10 protein-coding genes and 1 pseudogene are annotated in these 11,169 nt (G+C 74.5%); 5 read left to right on the forward strand and 6 right to left on the reverse strand.

Annotated features, from left to right (window positions below; genetic code table 11):
* Nucleotides 1–16: 16 nt before the first annotated feature.
* Both ACFU6K_RS17090 and ACFU6K_RS17095 read right to left on the reverse strand, forming a co-directional pair.
* Nucleotides 17–733, reverse strand: a complete 717-nt coding sequence (locus ACFU6K_RS17090) for a response regulator transcription factor (RefSeq protein WP_049651279.1) — start codon at nucleotides 731–733, stop codon at nucleotides 17–19.
* 320 nt (nucleotides 734–1,053) lie between these two features.
* A complete protein-coding gene (locus ACFU6K_RS17095; protein WP_380663807.1) occupies nucleotides 1,054–1,716 on the reverse strand; it encodes a DUF3000 domain-containing protein in 663 nt (220 codons plus the stop codon).
* Nucleotides 1,717–1,951: 235 nt separating this feature from the next.
* Between ACFU6K_RS17095 and hemE the strand changes: the two genes are divergently transcribed.
* Complete coding sequence (gene hemE / locus ACFU6K_RS17100; RefSeq protein WP_380663816.1) at nucleotides 1,952–2,965, forward strand: uroporphyrinogen decarboxylase; 1,014 nt, start codon at nucleotides 1,952–1,954, stop codon at nucleotides 2,963–2,965.
* A gap of 35 nt (nucleotides 2,966–3,000) precedes the next feature.
* Here hemE and ACFU6K_RS17105 read toward each other — a convergent pair whose 3' ends face one another.
* Nucleotides 3,001–3,441 (reverse strand): DUF523 domain-containing protein, encoded by a 441-nt coding sequence (locus ACFU6K_RS17105; protein WP_380663808.1) that lies wholly within the window; start codon nucleotides 3,439–3,441, stop codon nucleotides 3,001–3,003.
* 45 nt (nucleotides 3,442–3,486) lie between these two features.
* Between ACFU6K_RS17105 and ACFU6K_RS17110 the strand changes: the two genes are divergently transcribed.
* Genes ACFU6K_RS17110 through hemQ form a run of 3 tightly spaced genes read left to right on the forward strand, consistent with a single transcriptional unit; the run spans nucleotide 3,487 to nucleotide 6,246 of the window.
* Nucleotides 3,487–4,059, forward strand: coding sequence for a Uma2 family endonuclease (locus tag ACFU6K_RS17110; protein WP_380663817.1), 573 nt, complete (start codon nucleotides 3,487–3,489; stop codon nucleotides 4,057–4,059).
* 34 nt (nucleotides 4,060–4,093) lie between these two features.
* Nucleotides 4,094–5,524 carry a protoporphyrinogen oxidase gene (gene hemG / locus ACFU6K_RS17115; RefSeq protein WP_380663810.1) on the forward strand — a complete coding sequence of 477 codons (1,431 nt, stop codon included), beginning with the start codon at nucleotides 4,094–4,096 and terminating at the stop codon, nucleotides 5,522–5,524.
* Nucleotides 5,521–6,246, forward strand: a complete 726-nt coding sequence (gene hemQ, locus ACFU6K_RS17120) for a hydrogen peroxide-dependent heme synthase (protein WP_049651284.1) — start codon at nucleotides 5,521–5,523, stop codon at nucleotides 6,244–6,246. Before hemG ends, hemQ begins: the two co-directional genes overlap by 4 nt.
* Before the next feature lie 329 nt (nucleotides 6,247–6,575).
* Here the strand turns inward: hemQ and ACFU6K_RS17125 are convergent, their stop codons facing one another.
* The 3 genes and pseudogenes from ACFU6K_RS17125 to ACFU6K_RS17135 all read right to left on the reverse strand — a co-directional run bounded on the left by ACFU6K_RS17125 (nucleotide 6,576) and on the right by ACFU6K_RS17135 (nucleotide 9,975).
* On the reverse strand, nucleotides 6,576–7,358 hold the full coding sequence (locus tag ACFU6K_RS17125) for a TIGR04222 domain-containing membrane protein (RefSeq protein ID WP_380663811.1): 783 nt from the start codon (nucleotides 7,356–7,358) through the stop codon (nucleotides 6,576–6,578).
* Between the two features lie 89 nt (nucleotides 7,359–7,447).
* Nucleotides 7,448–8,533 carry a TIGR04222 domain-containing membrane protein gene (locus ACFU6K_RS17130; RefSeq protein ID WP_380663813.1) on the reverse strand — a complete coding sequence of 362 codons (1,086 nt, stop codon included), beginning with the start codon at nucleotides 8,531–8,533 and terminating at the stop codon, nucleotides 7,448–7,450.
* Between the two features lie 123 nt (nucleotides 8,534–8,656).
* Nucleotides 8,657–9,975, reverse strand: a pseudogene (locus ACFU6K_RS17135) (DUF692 domain-containing protein).
* 266 nt (nucleotides 9,976–10,241) lie between these two features.
* Here ACFU6K_RS17135 and ACFU6K_RS17140 point away from each other — a divergent pair.
* Nucleotides 10,242–11,169: GNAT family N-acetyltransferase (locus tag ACFU6K_RS17140; protein WP_380663814.1), on the forward strand; the 928-nt coding region annotated here is incomplete at its 3' end.

Genomic DNA, 11,169 nt, shown 5'->3' on the forward strand with positions numbered 1-11,169 from the left:
GTCCGGAGCGTCCGGCTCAGTGGATGATGCCGGTGCGCAGCGCGACCGCGACCATGCCGGCGCGGTCGCCGGTGCCCAGCTTGCGGGCGATCCGGGCGAGGTGGCTCTTCACGGTGAGCGCCGACAGCCCCATCGCCACGCCGATCGCCTTGTTGGACTGGCCCTCGGCGACCAGCCGCAGCACCTCGACCTCGCGGCCGGAAAGCTCGCGGTAGGCGGCCTGCTGCGCGCCCGGCGCACCAGGGGCTCCGGGGGCGCCCGGCGCTCCGGCCGCGCCCGGCATGCCCGGCATCCCGGGGCGGCGCATCCGGCCGGCCAGCCCGGCGGCGCCGAGCGGCATCCCGGGGCGGCCCGGCATCGCGACGTTCGTCCGGGTGCCGGTCACCACGTATCCCTTGACGCCGCCGGCCAGCGCGCTGCGGACCGCGCCGATGTCGTCGGCGGCGGACAGCGCCAGGCCGTTGGGCCAGCCCGCGGCGCGGGTCTCGGCGAGGATGGTCAGCCCGGAACCGTCCGGGAGGTGGACGTCGGCGACGCAGATGTCGCGGGGAGTGGAGACCCGTGGGCGGGCCTCGGCGATGGAGGACACCTCGATCACGTCCCGGACACCGAGTGCCCACAGGTGGCGGGTGACGGTGTTTCGGACACGGGGATCGGCGATGACCACCATGGCGGTGGGCTTGGTCGGCCGGTAGGCGACCACGTTTGCGGGGTGCTCAAGAAGGACCGACACCAGGCCTCCTGCGGGGAGTGGCGGACGGAACCCCGATGGGGGCGGTCGGAGTGTTCCGCGTTGGGAAAGGGTCACAGACTGCTTCGGCAGCATCCGTGCCCGGCTTTAGCGAAAGATCACGATCTAGTGAGTAACAATACGGACAAATCGCGCAAATGATTGATGCGACATGCCTGGTATTCGCACAAAATCGATCAGATTCGGTGCCGATCGGTCGGTATCGACCGGTGAATTGACGCAGAGCGGGTCCGAAGTCACACTCCGTCAGCCCTGGGGGTGGCGTCCGGCCCCCGGGTGCCACCGGAGCCGCACACCACCCGTCAGTGCGACCGCGGGCGTCGCCGGGCCGGCATCGGGACCACTCCACCGAGTGAAGGAACCTCGGCGGGCCCCTGCGGAGCCGGGGCGGCCGGCGGCAGGCCGGCGCTGACGCACAGCAGGTCCGCCCAGGCCGCCAGGTGCCGCTCGAAGCGGCCGTCGGCCGGGGTCCAGGAGGCCCGGATCTCGATCTCCGTCGAGGACGGGCGGTCCGCCAGGCCCCCGAAGTACTGCGAGGAGGCCAGCGTCACCGTGCCGGACGGCTCCGCGAACCCGGCGGCGTGCGCCTGCAGGGAGTCCAGCAGCCAGGCCCAGCCCACCTCGGAGAGCATCGGGTCGCCGGCCATCTCCGGCTCCAGCTCGGCCCGGGTCATCGTGACCACCCGGAACTCCCCGTTCCAGGCCTCCTGCCCGGCCGGGTCGTACAGCAGCACCAGCCGGCCGTCCGCCAGCTCCTCGCCGTCCACCTCGACCGAGGCGGTCACCGCGAACGAGTACGGGGCGAGCCGGCGCGGCGCCGGCGCGGGGGAGAGCTGCACCTCGGGCCGCAACCGGGCCCCGTCCAGGGCCGCCACGGCCGCCCGGAACTCGCTCGGCGCCCCCTCGCGACCCGCTCCGCCACCTGCTCCGCCACCCTGCGCGGGGTGCCCTCCGACCGCTGCCATGTCCCGAAGACTAGGTCGAAGAACGGGGTTATCGCCGCAACTTCTCTCCCAGCGGCGTGCCGGAACGGCAAACCCGGACAGATCTTGGAGGAAGCGACGAGACCGGCCGGGAAACCGGGCCCGGCACGCGTGCGAAGATTTGACGGTGAGCGAGACTACGGCAGACAGCACGGCGGCCACCCACGACGGCCCGACCACCCCCGGGCGCCGCGGCGCCGCGCACGACTCGGCGTTCCTGCGCGCCTGCCGGCACGAGCCCGTGCCGCACACCCCGGTGTGGTTCATGCGCCAGGCCGGCCGCTCGCTGCCCGAGTACCTGAAGGTCCGCGAGGGCATCCCCATGCTGGAGTCCTGCATGCGGCCCGAGCTGGTCAAGGAGATCACCCTCCAGCCGGTGCGCCGGCACAAGGTGGACGCCGCGATCTTCTTCAGCGACATCGTGGTGCCGCTCAAGGCCGTCGGCATCGACGTCGACATCAAGCCCGGCATCGGCCCGGTCATCGCCGACCCGATCCGCACCGCCGAGGACCTGAAGCGGCTGCGCCCGCTGGAGCCGGACGACGTCCCCTACATCACCGAGGCCGTCGGCCTGCTGGTGGACGAGCTCGGCGAGACCCCGCTGATCGGCTTCGCCGGCGCGCCGTACACGCTGGCCAGCTACCTGATCGAGGGCGGCCCGTCCAAGAACCACGAGAACACCAAGGCCATGATGTACGGGCAGCCCGAGCTGTGGGCCGCCCTGGTGGACCGGCTCGCGGACATCACCTCGGCCTTCCTCAAGGTGCAGATCGAGGCCGGCGCCTCCGCGGTCCAGCTGTTCGACTCCTGGGTCGGCGCGCTCGCGCCGGACGACTACCGCCGCTCGGTGATGCCGTCCAGCGCCAAGGTCTTCGACGCCGTCGCCGGGTACGGCGTGCCGCGGATCCACTTCGGCGTCGGCACCGGCGAGCTGCTCGGCCTGATGGGCCAGGCCGGCGCCGACATCGTCGGCGTCGACTGGCGGGTGCCGCTGAACGTCGCCGCCGAGCGGGTCGGCCCGGGCAAGGGCCTCCAGGGCAACCTCGACCCGGCGGTGCTGTACGCGCCCACCAAGGTCGTCGAGACCAAGGCCCGCGAGGTGCTGCACGCCGCCCAGGCGCTCGGCACCAGCGGCCACATCTTCAACCTCGGCCACGGCGTGCTGCCGTCCATGGACCCGGACGCGCTCAGCCGCCTCGTCGCCTTCGTCCACGAGGCCAGCGCACGCTGACGCCCGGTAGCGGGCCCCCGGTCTCCGGGGGCCTGCTACCCGGCCGCGACCTCGATCCCGGCCCGGCGCAGCAGCGCCGCCGTCACCCCGTCACCGGGGCGCAGCTCCCCGGAGAACGTCCCGTCGTACACCTGCCCGCAGCCGCAGGACGGGCTGCGCGCCATCAGCACCGCCCGCCGGGCCCCCGCCTCCTCGGCGGCGGACAGCGCCGCCCGGGCACCGGCCAGGAACTCCGCGGTGCAGTCCGCGCCCGTCGCGTCCACCACCCGGGCCCGCCCGTCCAGCACGTCCGCGCCGTCCCCGCCCACGATCTCCGCCGGCGGCCGCGGCGTCGGCAGCCCGCCCGCCCCCTCCGGGCACACCACCACGGCCCGCCCCTCCTCGACCAGCCGTACGGCGCCGTCGGAGGTCTTCGCCCGCCCGTCGTACCGGCAGGGAATCCCGGCCAGACACGCACTCACCACGATCGGTTCCATGGCAGGAGCGTAACGACGGGGAGATGAGCTCGTTTGTGCAGGATGATGAGTGAACTTCCCGATTGGATGTACGCGCCCCGCATGGAGGGGTGGTTCGCCGACGATCTCGATCACCTGCCGCAGGCGCCACCGCACACCGAGCTGCTGCACGGCGCCTTGGTCTTTCGGCTTACGCCTCAGCGCTCGTGGCACAACCGGGTCACGTCGCGGCTGACTTCGGCGCTGGAGCGGATCGCCCCGGAGGGTGATCTGGCGGAGAGCTGGATGACGGTGACGCTGGACGAGCGGAACCGGTTGGAGCCGGATGTGCTGGTGTCCCGCGCGGTCTTCGATCCCGATCGCACCGGGTACGCCCCGGGCGAGGTTCTGCTCGCGGTCGAGGTGGTCTCGCCCGAGTCGCAGTACCGCGATCGCGGGGTGAAGTTCCGCAAGTACGCCGAGGCGGGCATCCCGCACTACTGGATCGTCGAGGAGGAAGAGGACGGTCGGGCGGCCGTGCACGTCTACGAGCTGCACGAGGCGACCTCCTCGTACCTACCCGCCGGGATCTTCCGCGGCACGCTGGAATGTTCGGTGCCGTTCCCGATCACGATCGATCTCGGGTGTGCAGCGGATTGAGGGTCCGGTGTAAGGACCTGCGAGACTGCGGAGCATGTCGGATGCACAGGTCGTCGTCGTCGGTGGTGGGATCGCGGGGCTGGCTGCGGCCGCCTTCCTGAGCGGGGCGGCCGGGGGGCCGGCGCGGGCGCGGGTGACGGTGTTGGAGGCGTCCGGGCGGGTCGGCGGGAAGCTGTGGGGCGGGGAGGTCGGCGGGGTCCGGGTGGACCTCGGGGCCGAGTCGGTGCTGGCCCGGCGGCCGGAGGCGGTGGAGCTGGCGCGGGCGGTCGGGCTCGGCGGGGAGCTGGAGCCGCCGACCACCGCGAAGGCCGCGATCTGGACCCGCGGCGCGCTGCGGCCGCTGCCGGGCGGGCAGGTGATGGGCGTCCCCGGTGACCTGGAGGCGCTGGCCGCCTCCGGGGTGCTGACCGAGGAGGGCCTGGAGCGGGCCCGGCACGAGCGGCCCACCGAGGTCGGCGAGGACGTCGCGATCGGCCGCTACGTCGCCGACCGGCTGGGCCAGGAGGTGGTGGACCGGCTGGTCGAGCCGCTGCTCGGCGGCGTCTACGCGGGCCGCGCCGAGGAGATCTCGCTGCGCGCCGCCGTACCGCAGCTGCTGTCGATCGCGCGTGACGGCGGCTCGCTGGTCGCGGGGGTGCACGAGCTGGCCTCGCGGCCGAAGGTGGTCGGCACCCCGGTGTTCCAGGGCCTGCGCGGCGGTCTCGGCACACTGCCCGGCGCGGTCGCCGCGGCCTGTGTCAGGGCGGGGGTGGACCTGCGCACCGACGCCCCGGTGGACGAGCTGCGCCGCACCCCCGACGGCTGGCGGGTGGTGACCGGCGGCGAGGTGCTGCACGCGGACGCCGTGGTGCTGGCCGTCCCGGCCCCCGCCGCGGCCCGGCTGCTGCGCGAGGACGCCCCGGCGGCCGCCACCGAGCTGGACGCCGTCGAGTACGCGGGCATGGCCCTGGTCACCCTGGCCTTCCGCCGCGCCGACCTGGCCGAGCCGCCGAGCGGCAGCGGCTTCCTGGTGCCGCCGGTGGACGGGCGGCGGATCAAGGCGTCGACCTTCTCCTCGAACAAGTGGGGCTGGCTGGAGCGCTCCGCGCCGGACGCGTTCCTGCTGCGCACCTCGCTGGGCCGGTACCGCGAGGAGGAGGCGCTGGGGCTGCCGGACGAGGAGCTGGTGGCGCGGTCGCTCGCCGACCTCAGGGAGGCGATCGGGCTGACCGCCCGGCCGTACGACACCTTCGTCTCGCGTTTCTCGGCCGGTCTGCCGCAGTACCCGGTGGGGCACCTGGACCGGGTGGCCCGGGTGCGGGCGGCGGCGGGGCGGGTGGGCGCGTTGGCGCTGTGCGGCGCCGCGTACGACGGGGTGGGCATTCCGGCGTGCATCGGTTCGGCGGCCGCCGCCGCGGCCGCCGTCGACAGACTGCTGACCCCGGCGACCGGGGAAGGTTCCACGGAGAGGACAATGGGCGCATGACTGAGAGCGTTGAGCGGGAGCCGGAGCAGCGGCCCGAGAAGAAGAAGGCGCGCGACCTGAACCAGGTCATCCGCTACACCATGTGGTCGGTGTTCAAGCTCAAGGGCGGCCTGCCCGAGGACCGCACCGCCCTGGCCGCCGAGGTGGACGAGCTGTTCGCGCAGCTGGACGCCAAGGACGTGACCGTGCGCGGCACGTACGACGTCTCCGGTCTGCGCGCGGACGCCGACATCCTGGTCTGGTGGCACGCCGCCGACTCGGACGACCTCCAGGAGGCGTACAACCGCTTCCGCCGCACCGGCCTCGGCCGGCTGCTGGAGCCGGTCTGGTCGAACATGGCGCTGCACCGCCCGGCCGAGTTCAACAAGTCGCACATCCCGGCCTTCCTGGCCGACGAGCGCCCGCGCGACTACGTCTGCGTGTACCCGTTCGTCCGCTCCTACGAGTGGTACCTGCTGCCGGACGCGGAGCGGCGCGCGATGCTCGCCGAGCACGGCCAGATGGCGCGCGGCTACCCGGACGTGCGGGCCAACACGGTGGCCTCGTTCGCGCTCGGCGACTACGAGTGGCTGCTCGCCTTCGAGGCGGACGAGCTGCACCGGATCGTCGACCTGATGCGCGACCTGCGCCCCTCCCGGGCCCGGCTGCACGTCCGCGAGGAGGTGCCGTTCTTCACCGGCCGCCGCAAGCCGGTGAGCGAGCTGCTGAACGGCCTGGTCTGAGCGGTCAGGTCCGAGCGGACCCGGCCCGAGCGGCCCGCGGCTCCCGGAGGCCGGTTTTCCCGTGTCACACAGGGGCGCCGGCCTCCGTGCCGTCGCGGTCCGGGCGCGGCCCGGCGAACTCGCGCAGCACGGAGGTGTAGTGGTCGCCGAGGCCGACCCGGCAGACGTCCGGCTCCAGCCGCTCGGTGTGCAGGGCGATCAGGCCGTACTCGGCGCAGGCCGCGGTGAGCAGCCCGGGCAGGTCGTCCAGCGGCAGGTCGGCGCCGGGCGGGCGGACCGGCCACAGGCTGCGGCGGCGCAGCCGGTTTTCCCGGCCGTCGCCTGCCTTCCTAGCCGCGGTGCGGGCGCAGGGCGGCGCGGAGCCGGGCGTCGGGCAGGGCGGCGGGGCCGTTCATGGCGACGGCGGTGAGCAGTTCGCGCTCCTCGTCGTCGGCCAGGCCGCGCTGGCGGGCCGGGCGGACCTCGCGCAGCACCTCCTGCCCGATCGGGGAGGCCCAGCGGGTGTACGGGTAGACGTCGACGCGGGCCATCAGCAGGGTGCCCGAGGTGAGCACCAGCGGCAGCGAGAACCAGGCGAGCGGGGCGAGGGTGTCGCCGCCGGTGAAGCCGTCGAGGGCCAGCGAGGCGGCCAGCAGGACCAGTGACAGCAGCAGCGCGTGCCGGACCTGCCGGATCACCACCACGGTGTTGCGCTGCACCAGGGCCGGGGTGGCCAGGCCGGCCAGGGCGAGCCGGGCGCCGATCTCCAGCACGTTGGGGTGCTCGGCGACCGCCTGGCGCAGTTCGTCGGTGCGGCACTGGCCCTCGGGGCCGACGGTGGCGATGACCGCCCGCTCCAGGCGGCTGCGGCCCCTGGGGTCGACCACGGTGGTCCAGCCGGTGTGCGCCAGGTGGAGCCGCCCTCGGCCGGCCATCAGGACGAGGGCGAGTTCGACGACCCGGCCCGGGCCGCCGGCCAGGTAGGCGGTCTCGTACAGGCCGATGCCGACGGCTTCGGGGGGCCGCAGGCCGTTCTGGTCGGCGAGGGCGTCGGCGGTGGCGGTCATCCGGACCAGTCGGACGCAGGACAGCACAGCCGCGACACAGGCCGGTATGAGGAACAGCAACCACATGGGCTTGTTGTATGCCTGCGCCGACCGCGCGCGGAACGCCTTCCCGGTTCGCGATACCGAACTGTGACGTCCGCCGGGCGCCCCCGGAGTCAGGAGCCGCAGCCACCGCCGCAGCTCGACCCGCAGCTGGAGGACGACGAGGAGCCGCAACTCGACGAGCTGGAGCCGCAGCTGGAGGAGGACGAGGAGCCGCAGCTCGACGAGGAGGACCCGCAACTCGACGAGCCGCAGCCGGACCCGGAGGAGCCGGAGGAGCCGGAGCCGGAGTCGGAGGAGCCGCACCAGGCGGCGGATCCGCCGTCGGAGCCGGAGGAGCAGGAGGAGGACGACGACGAGGAGGACGAGGAGGTCGCGGAGCCGTTCGCGGCGACCGCCTGGCGGACGGCCTCCTCCTCGTCGGTCGACGCGGCGAGCATCGCGGCCTCCAGCTCCGGCTCCCCCAGCCCGGCGGCGGCCAGACCGCCCAGCGCGAGCGCGCCCAGCAGCGCGCCGCCGGCCAGCCGGGGCGACACCCCGGCGTTGGGCTTCCACGGCCCCTGCATCAGGGACAGCTGGCGCTGCCCGGCCGGGGTGATCCGGCTCTTGACGCGCGGGGTGGCGAGCAGCGAGACGAAGCCCACGATCAGCAGGACGACCGGGATCCAGAGCTTCGGGCGCTCGTGGCCGGCGACGCCGTCGTCGAGCAGCGGGGCGGCCACCGCGGAGGCCACCACCGGGAGCAGCGCGAGCCAGAGCAGCCGACGGGCGGTGCGGGCCCGCCGCAGCCGCTCGGGGCGGCGCATCAGGCCGCGGTCGGCGAGCCGGTCGCCGATCTCCTGGACGGCGGCGGAGCGCATCACGGTGCGGCGCAGCGGGCCGAGCTGACGGCTCCCGGTCGGTCCGACGGCGTCCTGGATCGCCTTGTCGACGGCGTCGTACGGCTTGGCGCCGGTGAGCGTGACCAGGCCGGAGCGGCTGATCACGGCCTGCTCGCTCATGTGCATCCGGACCAGGGCGGTGTCGAACACCCGCCCCGGCCCGCCGGACAGGAACGCGGTGTCGAGCAGCGGCAGGCCGCGGCCGGGCAGGCCCTTGGCGTACCGGACCTGGCTGATGCGCTGCCTGGTCCGCGCGGCGTGGATCGCGGCGGCCGCCAGCAGGACGGCCGGGACGATGAAGTAGCTGTTGTGCCACATGGGCGGTTCCCCCCGAGGTGGTGATGGTTCGTCAGGGCCCGGTGGCCCCGCGGTCGCCGACGGCCGGCCGGGTGTCCGACGGTTGTCGGCTACCAGCGCCGGCTGCCGGCTGCCGGCTGCCGGCTACCGGCGCAGGGCCCGGCGCAGGCGGGCGAGCGGGCCCGGCGGTCGTACGGGGGCCGGGTGGAGCCACTGCTCCAGGGCCCGGCGGTGGTCGGCGGCGAGCGGGCCGCCGTCGGTGAGCACCCACTGCGCGAAGGCCCGGGCGTCGACCCGGTAGCCGCCGGTCTGCGGGTGGGAGCGGGCGTAGTCGAGGAAGAGCGGCCCGTACCGCGCCCCGAGCGTACGGGGCAGGTCGGGGGCCACCTTGGCGGTGGTGTCCCGCCGCTTGGCGGCCAGGCCGGTGGACTGGGCGCGGACCTGGCGCTCGTCGAAGCCGGGCGGGACGGGGCCGCCGGCCACCAGGGCGGCCAGCAGCTCCTCCTGGCGCCGGGCCAGGCGCCGCCGGGCGGCGGCGAGGTCCTGGTCGGCGTTCTCCCGCGCGGTCTCGGTCAGGTCGGTCATCGCCGGGTGCTCCCCTCCAGTACCCGGCGGATGGCGTCCAGTTCACCGGCCAGCTCGCTGGGCGGCGGGAAGTTGGCGTCCCGCTCCAGCAGGACCCCGGGCGGCGCGGTCCGCGCGCACAGCTCGGCCAGCACCTCCAGCACCGGCTCGGTGACGGGGTGGGCGTGGGTGTCGTGCCAGACGCCGTCGACCATCGTGCCGCCCGCGACGTGGACGTAGGCGAGCGCCTCCAGCGGCAGGCGGTCGAGCTCGGCGGCCGGGTCGATGCCGAGGTTGACCCGGTTGGTGTGCAGGTTGGCGACGTCGATCAGCAGCCGGACCCCGGTGCGCTCGACCAGTTCGGCGAGGAACTGGCCCTCGGTGAACTCGTCGTCCGGCCAGGCGAGCTGGGCGGCGATGTTCTCCAGGGCGAGCGGCACCGGCAGCTGGTCCTGGGCGATCCGGACGTTCTCGGCGATCACCCGCAGCGAGTCCCGGGTGCGGGGGACGGGCAGCAGGTGGCCGGCCTCCAGGCCGCCGGCCCGGACGAACGCCAGGTGCTCGGTGACCAGCGGGGAGCCGAGCGCCAGCGCCGCCTCGGCGAGCCGGGCGATGCGGCCGGGGTCGGGCAGCTCGGCTCCGCCGAGGCCGAGGCCGACGCCGTGCGGGACGACGGTGACGCCGCGTCCGCGCAGGACGGCCAGGGAGTCGGGCAGGTGGTCGGCGCAGATGTTCTCGGCGACCACCTCGACCCAGTCCAGGCCGGGCTGGCGCTCGACCACGGTGTCGATCTCGCCGCGCCAGCCGAGGCCGACGCCCAGGCGGGGCGCGGCATCCCGGGAGGCGGTGTCCCGGGGTGCGGTGTCCCGGGGTGCGGTTTCCAGGGCGGGGGAAGTCATCGGTTCGCCCCCTTCGGAGGGCCGGGTGGGAGGGCCGTCGACCGGTGCGGCGTCGTCGCCGGACCCGTGCGGCCGTGCTGCTGAGGATGTCCCCGGGTGGGGTGGCTGCCAAGCCTCACCCGGTCTTCTCAGAGCATTATTTGAGCATGTCGTCCCGGTCGTGCGGGACCTGGGTCCCGAGCCCGGGCCGTCCCCCCGCAGATGGAGTGCCCCCCGGCCGATAAATCGGAGGCACCGACGGGTGGGCGCGGCTAGCGTGGGAATCCATGACTTCTTCGAATTCCTCCCCCCTGACCATCCGGGACTTCCGCCCCGAGGACGCCGAGGCCGTGGCCGCGGCCCACCGGGCCGGGCGCGAGCACCTGGTGCTCTCCGCCGAGACCCTGCTCTGGCTGAACGGTCGGCCGAGCCCCGAGGAGCACTTCCGCACCTTCGTCGCCGAGCTGGACGGCCGGGTGGTCGGCGCGGTGCGCTGCGGGGTGGTGCTCGGGACGTCGGTCGCGGGCGTCGGCTACGCCAACGGCAGTGTGCTGCCCGGGTTCCGGCGGCGCGGCGCGGCCACCGCGCTGCTGGCCGCGGCCGAACGGCACCTGGTCGGGCACGGGGTGACGGAACTGCACACCTGGATGGACGACGAGCCCGCATCGGTGGCCTTCGCCACCGCCCGGGGGTACCAGCTGGGGCGCACCATGCAGTTCGCCGGACGGGACCTGGCGCTGCCGCTGCCGCCGGCGCCCGTACTACCGCCCGGCGTCGAGCTGCGCCCGGCCGCGGACTGGGCGGCCGACCCGCACCCGGTGTTCCTGGTCGAGGCGGACGCCATCCTGGACGAGCCCGGCAGCGAGGTGCCGATGGACGCCCTGGAGTACGAGGACTGGCTGCGCGACGACTGGAACCGGCCGGACCGGGACCTGGCCCTGAGCGTCGTCGCCGTGGTGGACGGCAGGCCGGCCGCGTTCAGCATGGCGCAGACCGACGGGGTGGACCGCTACTGGTCCGCGTTCACCGCCTGCCACCGGGAGTTCCGCGGCCGCGGGCTGACCAAGGCGGCCAAGCTGGAGTCCCTGCGGCTCGCCGCGGCGGCGGGCTACCGGCACGCGTACACCAGCAACGACACGACCAACGGGCCGATGCTGGCGATCAACGCCTGGCTGGGGTACGAGCGCTGCGCGGGGGAGCGCAAGGGGATCAAGC

It is taken from the genome of Kitasatospora sp. NPDC057512 (assembly GCF_042802135.1).
Lineage (GTDB): Bacteria > Actinomycetota > Actinomycetes > Streptomycetales > Streptomycetaceae > Kitasatospora.